The sequence below is a fragment of the Sulfuricurvum sp. MLSB genome (genome assembly GCF_000747095.1).
Lineage (GTDB): Bacteria > Campylobacterota > Campylobacteria > Campylobacterales > Sulfurimonadaceae > Sulfuricurvum.
In genome coordinates this window covers 1-21,916 of record NZ_JQGL01000104.1, presented here as the reverse complement: position 1 = coordinate 21,916, position 21,916 = coordinate 1, and the positions used below count along the sequence as shown (strand labels likewise).

At 47.0% G+C, this 21,916-nt stretch carries 14 protein-coding genes and 2 pseudogenes; 5 read left to right on the top strand and 11 right to left on the bottom strand.

Annotated elements, in window-relative coordinates:
- Nucleotides 1-25: 25 nt before the first annotated feature.
- Nucleotides 26-2,338 (bottom strand): hypothetical protein, encoded by a 2,313-nt coding sequence (locus tag JU82_RS07590; protein WP_037948923.1) that lies wholly within the window; start codon nt 2,336-2,338, stop codon nt 26-28.
- Nucleotides 2,338-4,728 carry a P-loop NTPase fold protein gene (locus JU82_RS07585; protein ID WP_037948916.1) on the bottom strand — a complete coding sequence of 797 codons (2,391 nt, stop codon included), beginning with the start codon at nt 4,726-4,728 and terminating at the stop codon, nt 2,338-2,340. Before JU82_RS07585 ends, JU82_RS07590 begins: the two co-directional genes overlap by 1 nt.
- A gap of 212 nt (nt 4,729-4,940) precedes the next feature.
- Here JU82_RS07585 and dnaJ point away from each other — a divergent pair, with 212 nt between their 5' ends.
- Nucleotides 4,941-6,062: a molecular chaperone DnaJ gene (gene dnaJ / locus JU82_RS07580; protein WP_037948913.1), complete on the top strand. Its 1,122-nt coding sequence runs from the start codon at nt 4,941-4,943 to the stop codon at nt 6,060-6,062.
- A gap of 109 nt (nt 6,063-6,171) precedes the next feature.
- On the opposite strand, the gene ccsA is transcribed toward dnaJ, so the two are convergent.
- The 6 genes and pseudogenes from ccsA to JU82_RS07550 form a co-directional block, all read right to left on the bottom strand.
- On the bottom strand, nt 6,172-9,282 hold the full coding sequence (ccsA, locus tag JU82_RS07575; protein WP_037948911.1) for a cytochrome c biogenesis protein CcsA: 3,111 nt from the start codon (nt 9,280-9,282) through the stop codon (nt 6,172-6,174).
- A gap of 75 nt (nt 9,283-9,357) precedes the next feature.
- Nucleotides 9,358-10,660 (bottom strand): annotated as a pseudogene (gene gdhA, locus JU82_RS07570) (NADP-specific glutamate dehydrogenase).
- 14 nt (nt 10,661-10,674) lie between these two features.
- Nucleotides 10,675-13,398: a DNA polymerase I gene (polA, locus tag JU82_RS07565; protein WP_037948909.1), complete on the bottom strand. Its 2,724-nt coding sequence runs from the start codon at nt 13,396-13,398 to the stop codon at nt 10,675-10,677.
- Nucleotides 13,398-14,231 carry an HDOD domain-containing protein gene (locus tag JU82_RS07560; RefSeq protein ID WP_037948955.1) on the bottom strand — a complete coding sequence of 278 codons (834 nt, stop codon included), beginning with the start codon at nt 14,229-14,231 and terminating at the stop codon, nt 13,398-13,400. Before JU82_RS07560 ends, polA begins: the two co-directional genes overlap by 1 nt.
- Before the next feature lie 144 nt (nt 14,232-14,375).
- The coding region (gene uvrA, locus JU82_RS07555; RefSeq protein WP_294892531.1) for an excinuclease ABC subunit UvrA at nt 14,376-17,016 on the bottom strand (2,641 nt) is incomplete at its 3' end.
- Nucleotides 17,017-17,020: 4 nt separating this feature from the next.
- Nucleotides 17,021-17,758, bottom strand: coding sequence for a sulfite exporter TauE/SafE family protein (locus JU82_RS07550; protein WP_037948906.1), 738 nt, complete (start codon nt 17,756-17,758; stop codon nt 17,021-17,023).
- A 126-nt stretch (nt 17,759-17,884) separates the two neighbouring features.
- On the opposite strand from JU82_RS07550, the gene JU82_RS07545 reads away from it, so the two are divergent.
- The 4 genes from JU82_RS07545 to JU82_RS07530 all read left to right on the top strand — a co-directional run bounded on the left by JU82_RS07545 (nt 17,885) and on the right by JU82_RS07530 (nt 20,896).
- On the top strand, nt 17,885-18,304 hold the full coding sequence (locus JU82_RS07545) for a chemotaxis protein CheX (protein WP_037948903.1): 420 nt from the start codon (nt 17,885-17,887) through the stop codon (nt 18,302-18,304).
- 2 nt (nt 18,305-18,306) lie between these two features.
- Entirely contained in the window at nt 18,307-18,660 is a 354-nt protein-coding gene (gene fliN, locus JU82_RS07540; protein WP_037948900.1) for a flagellar motor switch protein FliN, read from the top strand.
- On the top strand, nt 18,657-19,559 hold the full coding sequence (locus tag JU82_RS07535) for a hypothetical protein (protein WP_037948897.1): 903 nt from the start codon (nt 18,657-18,659) through the stop codon (nt 19,557-19,559). The genes fliN and JU82_RS07535 overlap by 4 nt, the downstream gene beginning before the upstream one ends.
- Nucleotides 19,560-19,648: 89 nt before the next feature.
- On the top strand, nt 19,649-20,896 hold the full coding sequence (locus JU82_RS07530) for a DEAD/DEAH box helicase (protein WP_037948895.1): 1,248 nt from the start codon (nt 19,649-19,651) through the stop codon (nt 20,894-20,896).
- 26 nt (nt 20,897-20,922) lie between these two features.
- Here JU82_RS07530 and JU82_RS12245 read toward each other — a convergent pair whose 3' ends face one another.
- The 3 genes and pseudogenes from JU82_RS12245 to JU82_RS07515 form a co-directional block, all read right to left on the bottom strand.
- Nucleotides 20,923-21,219, bottom strand: a complete 297-nt coding sequence (locus JU82_RS12245; RefSeq protein WP_037948892.1) for a type II toxin-antitoxin system RelE/ParE family toxin — start codon at nt 21,217-21,219, stop codon at nt 20,923-20,925.
- Nucleotides 21,206-21,424 (bottom strand): hypothetical protein, encoded by a 219-nt coding sequence (locus JU82_RS07520; protein ID WP_037948889.1) that lies wholly within the window; start codon nt 21,422-21,424, stop codon nt 21,206-21,208. Before JU82_RS07520 ends, JU82_RS12245 begins: the two co-directional genes overlap by 14 nt.
- Before the next feature lie 295 nt (nt 21,425-21,719).
- Nucleotides 21,720-21,916: pseudogene (locus tag JU82_RS07515) on the bottom strand (tRNA dihydrouridine synthase DusB); the annotation flags it as partial.

Sequence of the window (21,916 nt, the reverse complement as noted above, 5' to 3'; positions counted from 1 at the left end):
CGGTCATTTCCCAGGAATTCTATAATCATAAGTGAAAGGTAAATGCTTTACTGTTACGATTGAGTTGTTCAACTGTATCTAAAGCGGTTTTTTGATCCTCATATTTGTTCAGTGTTTGATAAATATGTGCATATTCATTACGTAAATTAGTCATAAATATTCCCGTATCATCGCTTCCTACGACAACGGTTGGTTTTGGATCACCCTCATTGTAATTTTGGATTCCAAGCCATCTCCACAAATGATGTTCATCATATCGTTTATAATAACTTATTCGAACATTACTAGTCGGAAGTGTTTCAAGAGCGATATTTTTGTCGTTGACGTGTTGGATCATTATATTTTGTAAATCACGTAAGACTTCTTCTGTAAAAGGAGCTTGATCTGGTTCAATTTGAATCATTTTGTTGTATCTCTCAATACATTCACCCGCATGGTACAGCTCATAAAGTTCCTGAATACTTATATCTAAATGATTAAAATCTTCAAGTTCTTGAGAATCAAACTCCTCAAAAATACTTGGTTCACGCCATTTGAGAGCAATAATCGGGTCATATTTGCGCGCTTTCCAAGATTCAATGATCTGATGAATGTTTAGCGGTTTTTGATAATTATAAATCTCTTGAAAGTATTTGAATATATCACCTTGAAGTTTGCCAAGATGTCCGTAAAATTTGCCATCATTCTGCATAAGCTCGTAAGAAAATATCAGGTTATCAAGCCATTCCCCTTTTTTGAGCGTAAGCTTACTTTCATAGAGTCGGTTTATCCAAAGCTTCGGATCAATACCCAATGCTGTTGCATGTCCTATACGATTTCCTGAACGCATATCGAGAAATTCAACCGCTTCATAAACCATTCGAAGCCCCGAAATAATATGAATAAAATCTTCACCAGCATGATAGGTGAAATTGCTGTATCCTAAAAAACGAAGTTTTCGAAATGTTGGAGCAAATGCTTCGGGCGAAGCGTGTAGTTCATTGGCAGCAGCATCGAAACCGACAATCAAGTCTTTATAATCAGAATGTTTCATCGTATCAAGCAAGACAATTAGTGTGCGTTTAGTTTTAATCCTCAAAGCTAAATCTCGAAAAGTGATAATGTTTTTCGGGTTTCTCGTGTCAAGTGTTTTTACAAAATGAGGAACAAGTATGAGTTTGAAACTTTTTCTGACTTCTCTATTTTTGACGTAGCCATCTCTGATAGATTTCAAAAGTTTAAAAGATTTCACAAGGTTGTCTTTGGGAGCGAAACGTCCTTCAAGAACACATAATGAATTATCATACATACCATGAAGTTGTCGATAGCGATTTTGATATTTCTCTTCCGTTAGCTCACGTATTTGATTGAGTGTAATTTTTTGAAATTGATCGAAGCCCACTTGGCTTTTTTGTTGAACTAACATTTTTTGAAAAAATGCATAGATAAGTAAATAGTAATAAAACACGTTTGCAAAGTATATGCTCTGTTCAGATTCCAAGTAGTGGAATGATCTGATAAAAAACAGAGCTTCATATTGCCAAGAATCTTGAAAATTGACATCTAAATTCATATTTTTTAATGGATGTATAGATGATGCATAATTCAAAGATTTACCTAAGTCATATCCATCTTTTGTAAAACTTTCATCAACTTTTAGTTCATCATTATCAAATACAATGCCGATAATCTTGTCACGTAATTGTCGGGCTATAATAAGTAATCTAAAAAAATCATCTTGCTCAAAATTACCAAGTTGTAGATATTGATCAGTAACGTAAGTATTTCCGAATGACTCTCGAAAATGAGTGTAAAATTTTGACGGTTCAGCTAATGCATCTTGCCAAACAAAATCAGCTTCCGTTGTACCGTTAAGATGCATATGCATCTCATTTAGCCCATCTCTAGCCATCATTTGATCAAGTTGCGGATCAAAAATGGAGGGTAATGCACTTTTGTCAAATATTGAGTTTATCAGTATTTCGACATCAGTACGATAAGATTGATTGCATTGATCGTATATCAAATAGGAGATAATCTGCAATGGCGAAACTGAATGAACAATCTCTTGCCAGCGTTCAAATGACTCGTTTTTAACATATACTCTTTCACCTCGAAATTCAAGCATCTTAGAAAGCTCTTTAAAAGAATCGATCGTACATCTACCGATCGATTTATCTTGTATAAAATCTTGCATTACATTTTTATAGACGTAATCAGGTTTATACGGATCTTTGACGTGAATTTCAGAAAAGAGATATTCTTCAATTTGATTTGAATTATTTATAAAGCCCTTCAAATAAAAGTACTCAAGAAGCCTATGAGATCCCAGAAAAGATAATGCGATATATGGTTTCATTATTTTTCATTTTTTATTTGATATATCAAATGTTCAATATGACTATGACTGGCATTTTGGTATCCCATGTCCTTTCTAATTTTCTTTGCAATTGTATAAGGAGCATAACGCTCCCAGTTTTTTATAGATTGAATAATTTCTTTTTTATTTTCATAAGATAATTTTTTGAAATCCGGTTTGGTCAGTTTATTAATTGTCGGATTGGTAACTATAGTCAGTAATTCAGTAGTTACATCAACTTTTGAGAGAATTGGCTCTTGGTATATTGGATGTTGGATATCCAACATAGGACAAAGATACATATATTCAAAATAAGTTAATGTTTCTTTATTTTTCAAATTGGATTTATCAAAATTTATCTTATGCAAATTATCAGAGAAAATTTGTTCACTAGTTGAAACATTGTAGTTATTAAGTTCGAATTCTCTATATTCTTCTGATTCAATCAAGATTCTATTTAAAAAGCCAGCTATATAAAGAGACATAAAGTCTTTTATGGATTTATTTTTATTTTCATTGCGTTGATCAATATTTGTAACAACATCAGCTGTTTCATCCCAGATTTTAAGAATTTTACCAGCATACATTCTTTGTACCTTATTGGATTTAAAAAGAGAAATCCATTCAGCCATTCCTTCAATTCCATTGGTTTGTTCGTTCGTTTCACAATCAGCGATGAAAGCAAGTAATTTAAAAAATGATATAAAATTATAATTTGAACGGCTTTCATCATCAAAATACTGTATGTGAAAGATTGATAAAAAGGAATGATTTCGTATTAGATCATAATCATCACGTTTTATAAAATGAGTTCCAAAAGTTTTAGAACCAAATCGTAAATTGGAGTAGCTTCCAATATTTAACTTAAAATTCTCAACAAATTTTGAAGCACTTAGCGTGTGTTCAGATTCAATAACTTTAATTTTAGCAGCTTTTAATTTTGGATCCCAATATGGAAATTGAATGAATACATATCCTGTTTTAATCATAAAACTTAAATAGTCATGAGGGTGTAATTTTATAGAAAATAGGACGGCAAGATAAGTTATTGCTCTATTTAGTTCTATATCTAAAGGGTCAGGTTCAAAGTGTGAAATATATTGCTTAATCAATTTTGATTTTCCTGCAATATATAAACCAAAATTATAAATCAATATTGATTTGTTTTGAGATAAATTGAAAAAATCAAAGTTTTTGAATTCTTTATTTAACGAAGTAAAAAAGATATGTTGTAACGAATAGATATACTCATCTGATATTTCATCTTTATTCCAATTGGTAAATACTTGTAGAATTGTTCTTAATTGTTCACACAACAAACTATTTCGATATTTTATTGATAGTTCATTATCTATAGAATGGAAAGTATATTTAACCCAATCAGAAATAAATTGATCTACAAATTGTTCAGGCTGATTGTTCTGTAAAAAAAAGATATTACTTGACTTTTTAATTTCTGAAAGACTATACAGATTAATGCGATTTTCTGGCATGAGAATTTTAATAAGATATTGTTCTTCTAAATGCTCAATTTGATTGAGATAATGTGCTCTATTATCTTTTAGCTCATATTTGTCAAGAGTTTGTTTTGGGTCAATTTTTTCCCATTGAAGTTGTCGAACAAGTGTAGAATAAAGTTCGATATCTCCCAGTAATATGGTAATTAATTGAGGTGTTGTAAGATACTTACGTATGGTTTCAAGAATTAAACGGCCTTCATTCAATGATGTGTCAATGTCATCAAGAATTAATACAAAAGCTTTTTTATTTAATACTTGTAAGCTTTGATGAACAAAATTTTTGAAATTTTCTTCCAATTTATAACCGTGTTTAGAATTACTAAGGCCCTTTTCAAGAGATAATTCCGGTGAATCCCAAAGATTGTCTTTCAAATGCTCACTTCCTACACCATCAAGCATTGAAAGACCGCCAGCTAATTTCACAAGGCTGCTTTTCCAATTTTTATAAACTAAATCATTTTTATCTTTAATTGCCTCTTCAACTTGCTCTTTTATACGAGTAATGATGTTTATAAAGACATGTTCTTTTGATTCAATTAGTGTAGGATCAATAATACTTAAAATTTCAAGTTTATCAGGAGTAGGAGCATCTAAATTTGGATTTTTAAATCCATTTTCAATTTGTTTTTTAATACTCAATATAAATGATGTTTTTCCTGAACCACGTTTACCTTGAATGAGAATAGTATGATGAACACGCTCAAAATGGTCGAGTTTATCAGGTATGTGATCTACAAATTTTTTAATCAAAATAAATAGTTTGTCTCTTGCTTGAACCTGAATAAAATTGTTAGTTTCAAAACCTTTTGTATCAGTTTCATTTAAATCAATAATAATTTTTTGATCTTGTACAGTACGTTCATAAGACATATGAGCACCTTTTATAAAATTAAAAATATTATATATTCATGATTATTAATTTTTACACAATTTGTATGATTCAGAGTTTGCACAATTTTAAATCTCATATTTTTTAGAAATACACTCTCAACTTTAGTCTTGGCGACTCAATTAAGCTAACACACTTTTTGGTAATGGTATAATGCGCGCCAAAATTTATACCTTATCGATGGAGTATATGCGTGGAAGAATTGAGCTATTATGAAATACTAGAGGTAAGCCGAAGCGCCAACGGCGACGAGATCAAAAAAGCCTACCGCAAAATGGCCAAACTCTATCATCCCGACCGCAATCCAGACGATCCCGAAGCGGAGCACAAATTCAAACTCTGCAACGAAGCGTATCAGGTTCTGAGCGATGACAATCAGCGCTCTATTTATGACCGATACGGAAAAGAAGGGCTGCAAGGCGGTATGGGAAGCCGTGGAGGACGTGGCGGATTTGACGATCTGGGAAGCATCTTTGAAGAGATGTTCAACGGCTTCGGCGGCGGAAGCGGCAGACGCCAGTCGCGCGCCCAAAGCGACAAATTTGCGCTCGACATGGGCGTTGAGATGCGCATCAGTTTCAAAGAGGCCGTTTTCGGATGCGAAAAAGAGATTGCCTTCAGCAGCAAAACCTCGTGCAAAAGCTGTAAAGGAACCGGCGCCAAAGAGGGCAAAGTCACCAGCTGTTCGCAATGCGGCGGCAAGGGGCAAGTCTATATGCGCCAAGGCTTCATGACCTTCTCGCAAACGTGTCCGGCGTGTCACGGCGAGGGGACGATGCCGAGCGAAAAATGCCCCAACTGTAAAGGCAAAAGCTTCGTGGAATCGGAAGAAAAAGTGACGATCAAAATCCCTGCCGGGATCGATACGGGCAACCGCCTTCGCGTATCGGGACGCGGCAATACGGGTAAAAGCGGCGTGAGAGGCGATCTGTACGTCACGTTCGACGTCGAAGAGGACAGCCATTTCATCCGCAACGGCAACGATGTCTATCTCGAAGTCCCGGTCTTCTTTACGCAAGCGGTTTTGGGCGAAGATATCACGATCCCTTCCCTCACGGGCGAACTCACCCTGGAGCTCGAAACGGGGACCAAAGACACCCAGCAGTACCGTTTTCGCGGTGAAGGGATTGCCGACGTTCACGGACGCGGCAAAGGCGATCTTGTCGCGCAGGTGCGCCTCACCTACCCTAGCCGCCTGAGCGCCGAGCAAGAAGAACTGCTCCAAAAGCTTCAGGAGAGTTTCGGCATCGAATCCAAGCCGCATGAGAGCCTGTTTGAATCGACGTTTGAAAAAGTCAAAGGGTGGTTCAAGTAACCGCCCGCTAACTAACTCTATATCCTCTTTCTACTTACACCTGCAATAAAACACTAACGAAAACTCAAAGAGATTAGAAGTCTCGCCTTGTAGGCGAGAGAAGAAAGATTTACGCGGTTTTGCGTTTCGGATACGCCATCGCGATGACGATCGCGATCACGGCATACGTCCACGGTACGAAATCGGGAACCGGAACGGGATCGCCTTTGGCGTACGAGTGCAGACCCGCAAGATAGTAGTTTACCCCGAAATAGGTCATCAATACCGACGTAAACGCCAGCAGCGAGATAACGCTGAACGCGTAATCGGTGTACGCCCCTTTGATAAAGCGGACGTGGATGACGACGGCGTACACCAGAATCGTTACCAGCGCCCATGTCTCTTTCGGGTCCCATCCCCAGTAGCGTCCCCAGCTCTCGTTCGCCCAAACGCCTCCGAGGAAGTTACCGACGGTGAGGAGGACCAGACCGAAGATGAGACTCATCTCGTTAATCGCGTTAAGCTCTTTGATCGCGAGATTCAAGCGCCCGACGTTCTCGCCCCGTTTGAGAACAAAGAGGATGAGGGTAATCATCCCCAGCAGCGCCCCAAGACCGAGGAAGCCGTAACTCGCCGTGATCATCGAGACGTGGATGCTGAGCCAGTACGACTGCAGAACCGGAACGAGATTCGTCACCTGCGGGTCCATCCAGTTCAGATGGGCGACAAAGAGGATCAGACCCGTCAAGATCGACGTAGCCGCCATCGTCATGACCGAGCGGCGCGAGAAGATGAATCCTGCGAGCACCGTCGCCCATCCGATGTAGATCATCGACTCGTAGCCGTTCGACCACGGAGCGTGCCCCGAGATGTACCAGCGGATCAGCAAGCCTGCCGTATGGGCGGCGAAAAAGAGAACCAGCAGAGCGAACGAAACACGACTGAACCACTCCAGCTTGAAAGCAGGCTTGAGAATCTTGATGAACGACAGGATTAACAGAGCAAAACCGACCACAAAGTACAGTGGCCACAGCTGTTCGAAAATATTGGCTTTGTTGTAGAAAATCTCCGCTTTGATCTTCATGTCGTTCGGATAGACGCTGGCTCCGACGAAACGTTGATATTTGTCGATGCGTGCAAGCGCTTCGTCCGCCTTCGACCAATCGCCGCTTTTGATCGACTGATCAATCGAGCTGAAATAGCCGATGGCCAACAGCCGAACCACTTCCCCTTCTTTGGGGCTAAGCGTTTGCAGCGCTTCGATCGTCGCATCCCATTTGTGGTTTTTATCGTTCGGCTTCGGCCACATGCGTACCAATGAGCCGGTGTAAACCATGTAGGCGACGTTTACCCGTTCATCGACCTGCAACAGCGCTTTGTCGAATTTGTCCCGTTTACCGGGCGCTTTTCGGTTGGCCTCATCGACCAGTTTGGCAAGTTTGTACCCCGCAATTTCGTCGGGGAAATCAAAAAACTGCGAAAAAGCCGCCGTCTTGGCGGTTTCAGGCAACCCGATCAGTTTATTGACCTCTTTGTCACCGGTGCGGATCATCGCGATTTCGCGCCACGCGTCGGGACGGAGCATCATCCCCAAAATGACCTGATTCGACGTCAGTCCCATAAACGTATCGTTTCGGTTGAGTTTCGCCAGAATCTCATGGCTGAGCGTATCCATCGGTTTCATCCGTCCGCTGGAGTCCTGCACGACGATACGGCCGAATTTATCGGCATGCGCTTTGTCAAATGCTTTGGCGGTTTGAATCACCGGGTTTTGATCGTCTGCCGCAACCGCATTGGTCGAGGCAAATGCCAGTATCGCTACCATCAACGATGCGGCGGCTTTTTGGGCATTGATCGCTTTGAGTTTTTCGGCCAGAGCATTGAAACGGCCGTTTTTGACGATCAGGACGCCGAACATGCCGATGGCAAGGAGCAGATACCCAAGATACGTGATCCAGGTCCCCGGATCGTGATTGACCGAGAGAACCGTCCCCGTTTCATCGGGATCGTACGAAGACTGGAAAAAGCGGTATCCCTGATAATCGAGAACGTGGTTCATGTAGATGCGAAAATCGAATTTTTTGCCGTTCGCTTCGTCCACTACGCTGACTTCGCTCGCATACGATGCCGGAGACATCGATCCCGGATAACGTTCAAGCTGAAAATCGTTCAGGGCAATGGCGAACGGAAGTTTGCGTTCGATCGATCCGTACGTGACGCTGATCAACGAATCGCCGACTTTGAGCGTTTTCGCTTCGCCGACTTCCCCCGGCGTTCCCAGAACGACGGCTTGCGCTTTTTGACCCCCTTGTTCAAAGCTGAACGTCAAAGCATCGGAGCCTTTCATCATCGGCCCTTTGGAGGGAGTAGAGACGAGCTTCATGACCGCTTTTGGGAGGAAGCTTCGCAACACGAAACCGCTCTGGGCAGTCTGATAGAGCGTACGGCCGGCAAATTCATGTTTTCCGGCGGAAAGAGGTGCGCTTTGCTGCGTATCCATGCTGAGCGTCATCAGATCCTGCGCCGACGTCACATAGGCCTTGTCCCCTTCGACACTGACGGAAATCACCGGTTTTTCGAACGTTTTGCCCGAATTGAAATCGATCACAACGTCATTGGCTTCGATAAAATCGCCCTCGGCGAGCTGAACCTGCTGCGCTCCCTGTGCGCCCGTCACCATCAGATTAAACAGCGGTCTTCCCTTCGGATCGGCAACGGCTTCGTACGAAGCATCCCCCATGTACTCCTCAAGCGCGACCTTAATCGGTTTGCCCTCCACGTCCAGCGTCCGTTCGAAATCGTTTGAAGAACGTTTGGAAAGGAAAAGACTCTCTTGAAACGTATACGTTTTTTCCCCTTTGGCGACGGTGAAACTGATGTAGGGTTCAGCGCTCACGATGGCATCGTTCTGTTCCCCTTCGCGGATGTGCATCATCCCCTCATAACCGATATAGCGCGTAACGGCGGCACCGACGAGAATGATCAGAAAAGCGATGTGGAATAAAAAGACCAGAGCCTTTTCCCGACGCGCCATCTTGAAATTGAGAATGTTCAAAATCAAATTAACGGCAAGCAGCGCCAGCAGGATTTCAAACCATCGGGCATTATAGATGTCGGCTTTTGCCGTCATCGTTCCGTAATCGTTCTCGACAAACGTCGCATAGCCGATCGATACGGCAAAAACCAGCATCAATACGGCCATCGTTTTCATAGAACCCAAAAGGGAGAGCAATTTATTCATTAAAAGACCTGTCCTGTAATATCGGTGCAATTGTAGTCGCAATCCGGTAAATATATGTTAACCCCGTGTAAATACTTACACGCCTTCCAAAATCATCGCTTCGGCAATCCGTTTAAAAGCGGCGATGTTTGCCCCGTCGACGAAGTTGCGCTCGTATCCGTTTTCTTTGGCGGTGAGCGAAACCCTCTTGTAGATTTGCCCCATCAGCTCCTGAAGTTTGCGGTCGACTTTGTCGAAATCCCATTTCTCCATCGACGCATTCTGGCTCATCTCGAACTCGCTGACCGCGACACCGCCCGCATTCGAGGCTTTGCCCGGAGAGAACAGTACCCCTTCTTGCTGCAAAAGCTCGATGGCATCCGGTTCCGTGGGCATATTGGCCCCTTCGACGACGGCAACGCATCCGTTATCGATCAGTTTGGCGGCGTCTGCACGGGTCAATTCATTTTGCGTAGCACACGGAAATGCGGCGAAACAAGGGTATTGCCATACCGCATGCATCCCTTCGGGGTAATCGGCTTTTTTCGTATAGACCGATCCGGGAACTCTTGAGGCATAGGCTTCAAGCGACGCGCGTCTGCCGTTGTCTTTAAGCTCTCTGACGACGGAGAGATCGATCCCGCGCGGATCGTAAATCGTCCCCTCGCTGTCGCTGCAGGTGACGACGACGGCGCCGAAGTGCTGAAGTTTTTCGATGGTATGGATCGCAACGTTACCCGCACCGCTGAGAGTACATACTTTCCCTTCCAGCGACTCTTGCAACTCCTGTTTGAGCATTTCGGCCGCAAAATAGACGACCCCGTACCCCGTCGCCTGCGGACGCATCAAAGAACCGCCGAATTCGTAGGGTTTGCCGCTGAGTACCCCGTCGTAATTGCGGGTGATCCGTTTGTATTCTCCGTACAGATAGCCGATTTCGCGGCTCCCTACTCCGATATCGCCGGCAGGAACGTCCACCCGCGCGCCGATGTACTGATAAAGTTCGCGCATAAAAGCGCGGCAAAACTTCATGATCTCGAAATCGCTTTTGCCTTTGGGGTCGAAATCACATCTGTTCGAACGCAAGGAATTTCAGGATGTTCGTGTTGACGCTCGGATGGAAACGGAGTCCGCCTTTGTACGGTCCCAGAGAGTTATTGAACTGGATACGGTAGCCGTTGTTGATATGCACCCGGCTTTGATCGTCGACCCATTGCACTTTGAACTGGATGATGCGGTCCGGGGTCACCAGACGCTCCAGAATCGCGTAGCGTTCATACCTCGGATCGCTTTTCACAATCGGCTCAAGCGAGGTCAGGACTTCGCTTACCGCCTGCAAAAAAGTCCCGTCCGTCCCGCAGTCCGATTTTTTGAGATTCGCCAGAATCGTTTCAACCATACGCCGATCTCCTTTTATTTCAACTCACCCCAGTGGTTTCCGATGTGCATCGACGTTTTCAGCGGAATACTCAGTTCGATGACATGCTCCATCACGTCAACGAAACGGCGGGCATACTCTTCGGCGACATCCTCGTCCGCTTCGAAGATCAGTTCATCGTGAATTTGCAGCAGCATTTTGGCCCGAAGTCCTTCGCTGCGGATCATCGTATCAATCTTGTTCATCGAGAGTTTGATCAGGTCAGCGGCCGAGCCTTGAAAGACGCTGTTGACCGATTCCCGGTCGTACGCGGCGCGAAGCATCGGAGTCGCATTGGCAAAATCGAAATAACGGCGGCGATGAAGCAGCGTTTCGACGAATCCGACCGCTTTAGCCTGTTCCAGCACATCCGCAAAATACCCTTTCACGCTCGGGAATGTCTCGAAGTAGCGCTCGATAATCTCTTTGGCCTCTTTGGTCGTGATACCGAGCGTTTCGGAGAGTTTTTTCTGCCCCATCCCGTACAAAAGACCGAAATTGACCGTTTTGGCGATATGTCGCTTGCCCGCGGCTTCCGCCTCGCCGAACAGAGCGATGGCCGTCTGCATATGAATGTCTCGGCCGTGTCGAAACGCGTCGACGAGAACGTCATCGCCGCTGAAATGAGCCAGAAGGCGCAATTCGATCTGCGAGTAGTCGATCCCGATCAGTTTTTTGCCGCGAGGGGCGACGAACGCTTCGCGTATCCGCATCCCGAGCGCCGTTTTGACAGGAATGTTCTGAAGATTCGGATTTTTGGAACTGAGCCGACCCGTTGCCGTCCCCGTCTGGATGAACGAGGTATAAATACGGGATGCGGGATCGTTTGCGGCCAGTGCGATCAGGGGTTCTATGTAGGTCGAATAGAGCTTGTGGTATTCGCGGTACTGCAGCAGCAAGGCAATGACGGGGTGAGCGTTTCGCAGCCCTTCCAGTACCTGCTCATCGGTACTGTATCCCGTCTTGGTCTTTTTCCCCGACGGCAATCCGAGCGTTTCGAACAGTACAACGCCCAGCTGTTTCGTTGAATTGAGGTTGAACACCGTACCGCACAGCGTATGGATCTGCTCGGTAAGCGACGCGATTTCGCGCCCCACCTCTTTTTTGAACGCCTCAAGCACCGCCGCATCGACGGCGATTCCCTCTTTTTCCATCGACAACAGCGTCAGGGTGAACGGAAACTCGACATCTTCGGCTTCGCGAAGCGCCTCTTCTCCCCCTTTCTGGAGCAGTTGGGCGCGCAAGGTTTCGTAAAGGCGGTAGGTGATGAAAGCGTCTTCTCCCGCATAGCGGCAGGCGGAGTCGATTTCTACCGACGCGAAGTTTTCCCCTTTTTTAACCGTATCTTTGAAATGGATCATCTCGTGATGCAGCAGCGATTCGGCGAGATTGTCCATCGCCAGCGAGCGGGACGAATCGCAAAGCCACGCCATCACCATCGTATCGGCATAAATCGGCAGTCTTTCCGTTTCCAGAAAGCGGGTTACGAAATGGAGGTCAAATTTGATGTTGTGGCCGATGACCCGCCGCTCAAAAATGGCGCGGATCGCGTTTTTGGCCGCGAAAACGCTCACCTGAGGCCCGACCCCAAGATAGCTGTGGGCCATCGGGACGTAATAGCCCGTTTGGCCGTCCGTGCTGAAACTGAATCCGACCAGCCGCTCGTGCAGCGGATCAAGCCCCGTCGTTTCGGTATCAAACGCGATCAGCGCATCATGGGGAAGCGACGCGATCACCCGCGAAAGCGCCTCGTCGGTATCGAGCAGTACGCTGCACCCTTGCGCTATTTCGCACTTGGGAATCTCAATTGTCGGTTCAACATGCGTCGCGGCGGGAGACTGCGTCTCTTCAAATAACGCTTTGGCTTTGAGGGTGCGCAGTACCGCATTCATCTCGTAATGGACCAAATCGTCGTAAATGGGGAGAAACGGATTCTCCAAATGCATTGCATAATCGTTGAAATCCAGCATTTCGAGGGCGTTAGAGCTGAGCTTGACAAGTTCCCGCGAACGGAACGCGTCCTCGCGGTACGTTTCCAACAATCCGCGGATACGCGGCGGCGTCACTTCGTCAAGCCGTTCATACAAAGCATCGAGCGTGCCGAACTGGCTCAGCAGTTTTTGCGCCGTCACTTTCCCGATCCCTTTGACACCGGGGACGTTATCGGCACTGTCGCCGATTAATGCCTGATAATCAATAAACTGGGTCGGATGAACGCCGTATTTTTCATCGCAGTGACGCTCGTTCAGCACTTTTTTGCTGATCGCGTCGACCAGAACGACGAGATCGTCTTCGATCAGCTGATAGAGGTCTTTGTCGTGCGAAACGATCCGGACAAGATACCCTTTTGCACGGGCCTGAGCAACGACGGAGGCAATCATGTCGTCCGCTTCGAATCCGATGCGCGAAAGCGACTTGTATCCCATTTTATCGATCCACTCAATCGCAACGGGGAGCTGCTTTTTGAGCTCTTCCGGGGCCGGTGAACGGTTGGCTTTGTACTGCGGATCGATATCGGCGCGGAAACTCGGTCCCGGCGCATCGAGGGCAAAGATCAGATAGTCACTGGTGTGGTCTTTGTGCAATGAGGCGATAAGATTGACAAATCCGGTCAATAGCCCTGTCGGAAACCCATGTTTGTTGGTAAGAGGAGGAAGGGCGTAAAAACTGCGGAAAAAAAATCCGAAGGTATCGATAATCGTAACGGTCGGCTGTCCCATCAATCGCTTTCGCCGCACGAAGGCGTTTGTGTTTCGCAAATAGAGTCGATCGCAGCCTGCAGCTTGGCGATATCGTATCCTGCTGCTTCGGCTTTTTTGAGACCGAGCATGATCGGATGCTCGCCGAAAGGGTTGTTGATCGGAATAATCGTTTTGATGATGTTAAGCGCCGTCGCGTACTCTTTTATCTCATCCGCGGCCTCTTCGGGAGTATCGGAGAAACGGATCATATCGACGAATTCTTCATCGAAGTTCCAATGGGTAAAAATCGCCGCCGTTACCGTTGCGGTCGTCTCTTCGACGTAAGAACGTTCGACAGCGGCGATGTCGATGGCCGTTTCGATATCCGATTTGAAATTGGTTTCGAGATGTTCCTGGATCACATCGCTGGCAATCAGAATTTTCCCCGTTTCCTGTAAAAAAGAGGCCAGAAAAAGCTTATCCGCTTTGATCCGGTCGATTTGTCCGTACCATTTGTGCATCAACGCCGACTGCATCGATGAAATTTCGGCAAAATGGTCCGAACTGACTCCGTAGGGTTCCATATCGACATTGAGGAGTTTGCGCACCGAATTGCCTAATCCGATGGAGCGGGTCATGCTCATTCCAAACAACGATACGGCCTGAGCAACATTGGTGATTTCGTGACGGAAGCTGTACAGCGGCGAATTGGCCGCTTTGAGAAGGTTGGCAACGATCATAGGGTCTTGTTCGACTACTTTAACCATCTCCTGAATCGAACCGTCAGGGTCGTTGCAAACCCTTTGCATGTCGATGACCGTTTTAGGAAGCGGCGGCAGCGATTTGATACTGTTGACAATCGAACTTTTCATCATTTACCCTCTGTATGCACAAAAACACATTTGCATTATTATACCCTATCTAGTTCGAGTGCTAAATATTTTCCGGTAAAACTTCCCGTTTTTTCCCAGTCCCGCGCTACGGTCTCAGGATCCCCCTCCGCAACGAGCAAANNNCGATGACGAGGACGGAATTGCCCAGTTCGACGAAATTATGGAGCACCTTCGTAAGGCGGTTGACGTCGTCAAAATGCAGACCCGTCGTCGGCTCGTCAAGAATGTAGAGCGTATTGCCCGTATCGCGGCGGCTGAGTTCTTTGGCCAGTTTGATGCGCTGCGCCTCCCCGCCCGAGAGGGTGACGGCGTTTTGCCCCAGAGTAATGTAATCCAGACCTACGTCGCTGAGCGTCTGCAGGATCGCTTTGATCTTGGGGATCGGGGCGAAAAACTCGAGCGCTTCCCCCACAGACATGTTGAGGACATCGGAGATCGTTTTGCCTTTATACTCGACCTGCAGCGTCTGGAGGTTGTAACGGCTTCCGTGACACGCGTCACATTTGACCATGATATCGGGCAGGAAGTGCATCTCGATCTTGATTTCCCCTTCCCCCTGACATTTTTCGCATCGTCCCCCTTTGACGTTGAAGCTAAAGCGTGACGCCGTATAACCGCGGATCTGCGCCTCTTTGGTTTTGGCAAAGAGGTTACGAATTTCGTCCATCACCCCCGTATAGGTGGCGGGATTTGAGCGGGGAGTTCGCCCGATAGGGCTTTGGTCGAGATAGATGACTTTGTCAAGTTTTTCCAGCCCGTCCACTTCGACCCCCGCAACGCGGTTGACTTTGCGGGCATGGTTAAGGATTTCGCGCGTCACGGGAAGCAATGTCTGGAGGATCAGCGAACTTTTCCCACTTCCGCTCACCCCCGTCACGCATACGAAGTTTTGGAGCGGTATACGGACGCTCAGGTCGTTGATATTATTCAATGAAACATTTTTGATGCTCATCCACGTCTCTTGGGGACGGCGGTAAAAATATTCGATTTTTTTGCGTCCCGAAAGGTAATCGGCCGTGAGGGTATCGCTTTTTTTGAGTTCGTCCAACGTTCCGGCAAACACGACGTTTCCTCCGAATTTTCCCGCACCCGGGCCGATGTCGACGATAAAGTCGGCGTGTTCGATCGTCTCTTTGTCGTGTTCGACAACGATGACGGTATTCCCTTTTTCCTGCAAAGAGCGCAGCGTCCGGATCAGTTTAAGGGTATCGCGCTCGTGCAGACCGATGCTCGGTTCATCCAAAACGTACATGACTCCCGTCAGACCGCTTCCGATCTGGCTCGCGATACGGATGCGCTGCGCTTCTCCCCCGCTGATCGTTCGCGCGTCGCGGCTGAGGGAGAGATATCCTAATCCCACGTCGTAGAGGAAAAAAAGGCGTTCGCGAATCTCGTTCAAAATAGGAGCGGCAATCATCGTGTGCTGTTCGTTCAGGTAATGAAACGTTTTCGGATCGGCGAACCATTCGTACGAATCTTTGAGCGGCATCGATATCACCTCTCCGATCCCTTTTTCAGCAACCCGCACGGCCAGCGATTCGCGTTTAAGACGGTGGGAGTTACAGACGTTGCACGGCTTTTCGCTCATGTAGTCGGCGAGGTCTTTTTCGTCCTTGAAAATATCGTAGGCAATTCGGACGATTCCCGGCCATGTGCGCGTGATCGGGTGATCTTGCCATTTGAATTCTACCTCGTCGATGCTGCCGTGCAAAATCGCTTTTTTCTGATGTTCTTCAAGGCTGTAAAACGGTACCGAAATATTAATCCCCTCTGCCGCACAAAAGGCTTTTAGAAAGGTGAAGTAATATCCTTTGTTAAAACCGTAGACGATTTTGATCGCCCCTTTCTCGATGGGAAGTTCGGAGTCGATGATCTTGTCGTAATCAAGAGCGTATCGGATCCCAAGACCGTCGCACTCCGGACATGCCCCTTTAGGCGAGTTAAACGAAAACGACAACGGCTCAAGGGGATCAAAACTCACCTTGCAGTCGAAACAGGCGCTGTGTTCGCTGTAATGGATCAGATTCTCGCTCAGTCCCACTTCCTCATGGTTCTGGATTTCGATCTCCACTTCGCCGTAACTCTCTTTGAGCGCTTTTTCGACGTCCTGCGCGACGCGGTCGTGGTTGTCGGCCCGCACGACAAGGCGGTCGATGACCACTTTGATCGTATGTTTTTTTGTCTTGGACAGATCGATCTCTTCATCCAGACGCACCATGACCCCGTCAATCATCGCCCGGACGTATCCTTTGTGGCGCAGTGATTCGAGGATATCGGCAAACGAGCCTTTTTTCTCCCGTACCAGCGGAGCCATAATGACGATTTTAGAGTTTTCAGGAAGCTTGAGCACCTGATCGATGATGTCCTGCGCCGACATTTTCGAGATTTTTTTGCCGCAAAGGTGGCAGTGCTGCACCCCTACGCGCGCATACAAAAGCCGCAGATAGTCATAGATTTCGGTAATGGTTCCGACCGTCGAGCGGGGATTTTTGGAGGTCGTTTTCTGGTCGATCGCAATGGCGGGGGTAAGCCCCTCGATCTTGTCGACATCAGGCTTTCCGACACGATCAAGAAATTGGCGCGCATACGAGGATAATGATTCGATGTAACGGCGTTGCCCTTCGGCATAAAGCGTGTCAAACGCCAGCGTTGATTTGCCGCTTCCGCTGATTCCCGTACAGACGACGAGCGCGTTTTTGGGAATTTCCAGCGATATGTTTTTAAGATTGTGCTCTCTGGCACCGATAATTTTGATCGTATCCATAACGTTACCCCGCAATAAGTTTGTTTGCCGTAATAGCAAAAATAATAATGTAAAAAGCCACCAATATCTGTTTGTAATGCGCCACTTTTACGCGGTTTAACAGCCATATCCCCAGCATGATCCCCACCAGAGAACCAAGGGCCATGACCATACCCGCCTGTACATTGATCAGGCCGAGCCACATCAGCGTCACAAATGCCGAAACCGACGTAAACATAACGAAAAACAGCCCCACTGCGGAGGCCTTTTTGAGCGGAAATCCCATAAAACTGACCAATATCGGAGTCATCAAAATCGATCCGCCGACACCTAGCATCCCCGAAAACACCCCTACCCCTCCGCCGATCCCGGCATAGAGGGGACGGTGTACCACTTCAGGGCGGGTCGGAACCGGTGCGGCGAACGCCAAACGTCCCAGCGTAAATGCGACAATCGAGAGAAACAGCCACTCGAGAACCGTCGCATCGAGCAGTTTGACCAAAATCCCGCCGACGGCGGCTCCGACGATCCCGCCGAATCCGAAATATTTGACGTCGCCGGCGCTGTAGGTCTGCTGCCGTTTATGAATCCATGCCGCCATCAAGGAGCCGGCCACCATCTGGGTTACCGAAATGCCGATTGCCTCTTTGATCCCGAAACCGAGGTACAAAAGGACAGGAACGCTGACCGTCCCGCCCCCGATACCGAAAAATCCCGACAGTGTTCCCACTCCGATTCCCAAAAGCGCCAGTTCTACCGTCATGTTTTTGCTTTCTGTTGATTTTCCTGTCGCGCGATTATACCCCTTCGCGCCTTCAATAAACCCTTTTCGATTCCGTTTGTTTTACGCTATAATGATTTTTGATACTTACACAATGAACGAGGGTCTATGTTACCGATTATCGTCGAAGCCGCCGCCAATTTTTGCCTCCATCAAATACGCCTTCCTTATGAAATCAAACCGTTACCTTCGCAAAAGAGAACACTTTTTGCTTTTATCGATATCGAAGCAAACGGAACCACGCACCGGGCGTATATCGGATGCGATCCGACTTTGATCCAAACAATTACCGAAATTTTTTTGGGCGAAGATGAAAGTGACGAACAGACGCTGACCGATATGCTCCTCGAGACGACCAACATGATCGTCGGAAGTGCCAAAGTACTCGCAGCGGAAGCATACGACACGTCGATGATGATCGCGACTCCGTTTTTCGTTTCCGAAGAACTGGCGAGCATTCAGCCCGATGCGGTCCAATGCATCGATATTAATAACGGCGAATTGACGATTGCATTAAAAAGGCTCTAACCATGGATGAAACCTTAACAACAGAAGCAGCAGAGACCCCGGTTCAGAACGAGCACGATGTAGACTTGGAAAAAGAGCTCGAATGGATGGATTATGAGGGGCTTTTGGATATGGAAGTCGAATTTGTCGCCGATTTGGGACAGACTACACTGACGCTCGGGGAAATCCTCAAACTCAAAAAAGGGGATCCCATCGATTTGGGAAAACCGGCCGGTGAGAGCGTCGAGGCGTATGTCAACCGCCGCATTATCGGAAAAGGGGAAGTCATGGTCTATGAAAAGAACCTTGCCATTCGTATCAATGAAGTACTCGATTCGAGTGCCGTACTTTATTATCTGTCAAAAGAGAGACTATGAAATATTTAATCGCATTATGTATGCTTACTCCGCTGTTGTGGGGAGCCAAAGTCCTAAGCTACAATATCTACGACCGCAATGACCGCGTGGACGTCATGCTCACTTTCGACACTCCGTATGAGGGGGTATTGCGTCAAAACCGTCAGGGCGATACCATCGTCGTCAAACTTGAAGAGGCGTTTATCGAATCTTCAAAAGTCAAAGACGTCAATTCCGCCTATTTGAACAAACTGACTATCGCGCCGCAGGGCGAACATCTCGAAATCGTCGCCAAAGTCTCTCCCGAAGTGACAATGCAGGCATCAAAAACCTCTGATTCCTACGGACTGCGCCTGCGCTTCATGAATGCGGCCGGTATCGGCGCGACAGCAACGGCGGCTCCGGTCGATGAAACGGCCCTCAGCGGTCTTCCGACCAAAAAGAGTAACGAATTCGAGCAAAGCTACTACGTCGTCATCGCCATTTTGGTGATCGGAATCGCCATTTTGATTTGGCTCAAACAAAATATCGCCAAACGGGCGGGAACCGTGCAGGCACAGCAGCCTAAAGTACCGTGGTTGTTCAACAATAAACCCGCCGCGGAAGTTCAAATGGCACCCACCCCTATCACACCGATCAAAACCGGAGATACGGGCGGCATCCACATACGCTTCCAAAAGAGCCTCGATTCGATCAACAGCGTCGCCATGCTCGATTACGGCACCCAGAGCTATCTGGTACTGCTCGGCACCAATACGGTACTGCTCGATAAATTTCAGGACAATATCCCCGTGACCCAAAACGAGTTCGAATCGCTGCTGCAATCCAAACACCGCGAGCTCGACGGATTTTTCCAAATCGGTACAGGTGTCGACGAACCGTTCGATGCCTATAAAGAAAAAGCCTCAGGGGTGTATTAAACCCCTTTCGCCTTCCTCGCCTTCTGATCCAAACCTGCTCTAAAGCCGTAATTCCCTACAATAGCGATAACCAATACGAGGACGTTTTTATGCCTTTTTCTCAATTCGGACTTTCATCTGCGATACAACGCGCGCTGAGCTTCAACGGCTACAGAGAGCCGACACCTGTTCAAGAAAAGGTGATTCCCCTCGTACTCACACACCGCGATGTCCTGGCCAGGGCCCAAACGGGAAGCGGCAAAAGCGCAAGCTTTGTCCTCCCGATTCTGGAGCTATGGTCGAAACGCAGGGGAGAAGGGAAGGCAAAGATCAAAGCCCTCGTGCTTACTCCGACGCGGGAACTGACCCTTCAGGTGGCAAATACGTTTAAAGACATGGGCTCTTTTATCCCCAATCCGCCGAAAGTGCTCAGTATCATCGGTGGCGAAAGTATCGGCGATCAGCTCTACGCGATCCAGCAAGGGTGCGATATCCTCGTCGCAACGTCAGGACGGTTTCTCGACGTCCTGAAAAAAAAGCAGATGAATCTCTCGCATCTGGAATTCTTCGTTCTGGACGAAGCAGATAAAATGCTCGATTTCGGGTTTGCCGAGGAACTTGACCTTGTTCTTGGCGCGCTGCCCCCGCAACGCCAAAATCTTTTATTTTCAGCCACCTATCCTCCCAAGATGGAAACCATTGCCGCACGTATCACGCACGATCCGGTTCACGTCACGCTCGAACATGAAGAACCGACGGCACAGAGCATTCACCAGCGCGTTATCGAGGTTAATCCCGAAAACCGCGGCCCGCTGCTACGTCATCTGCTGGAGAATGAACAATACGAGCAGGTGCTGGTGTTTATGGCCAACAAAAGAGCCTCGGACAACATTGCGGAAAAGTTCAGAAAATACGGTTTTTCGGCGGCATCGTTTAACGGAGATCTTACTCAGGAAGAGCGCATCGAGACACTCGAAGCGTTTAAAGCCAAAAAGGTCCGCATTCTCTTCGCCACCGACATCGCCGCGCGCGGACTGCATATCGAGGGGATTTCGTGCGTCGTCAACTTCGACCTCCCCCGCTCTCCCGCCGATTACATCCACCGTATCGGACGCACGGGCAGAGCCGGCAAATCGGGCATCGCGATTTCCTTCATCGGATACGGCGAAATGGATCACTTTGCCCTGATCGAAAAACGCTCCAATATAAAACTCCGACGCGAGCAGATACCGGGCTATGAGCTGATCGGAACGCCTCCGGCCAAAACCAAGGGTCCGGCTCCCGTCAAAGGGAAAGGGAAAAGCAAAAAGGACAAGGCGAGAGAAAAGGCGCAGGCCGACGCACAGAAGCCCTCTTAGCACTCGCAGGCTTTTTACGATGGTTCTTAAGGAAGATTTTCTCGAAATATATTAACGATCTCGATCCGTTCTTTAGGCTCATTGATACGATATAGAATCGAATATCCCTGATAAACCAGTTTTCGAATCGCTTTGCCATACTCTTCTGCTTTACGTCCTGACTCGGGAAATTGTATGAGAATGTTGAAGATATATTGTTTCAATCTCGCCATATAAGCAAGCGTAATTGTTTCCGATTGGCTTTGATTGTAAATAAAGTCAGTGATTTTAGTTAATCGATGAGTGGCTTTTTTGGAAAATACGATACTTTTAATGTTGTGCATACTTTGCCGTAGCCATCTCGAATGCTTCATCAAGCCCTACAAACTCATCACGATCCAGTTCTTCAATTGATGTTTTAACTTCATTCTTGATTTTTTGAAATTTCAAAAATTCAACAAATTGACGCATCAATGTATTTTCATCCCCTCGGTATTCATCTTGGATAAAACGTTCTAGTTCAGGATTATTTAACTGTATTGACAACATCATAACTCCTTTCTATTGTTTTGGTTAATTGTAGCATATCAATGGTTTTTATTTTTATTCATCGTACTTCAGACTGTCCCATTTCAGTAATCGGTATCGACTGACCCCTATTTTTGTGTCACCGTTTCCAGAAAAGTAGTCTGTCCCTTTTTTCCTTTTTTCCCTTGTTTTTGTAATCATTATTGATGAAATTTAGGACAGATTTTTGAAAAAGTGACAAACGGCATGCCTCACTGTTAAAGTGGGGATATTATAACGAATTCGGGGGGATGGATAAAATCGATGGCAGAGTGCCTCAGCACTCGCAGGCGAGGTCGGAGGCCTTGAACCCTTCGCTGATCTGACGGTGGGTGAGGAAGAATTCGTCGACCACTTCGCGGAAGTGAACGGGGTCGTCGATGCGGTTGACGAGGTCGCGCATTGCCGATGCACCCTCGTACCCTTTTGAGTAGGTATGAACGTGTTTGCGGAACGTCACGACGCCGCGTGCGC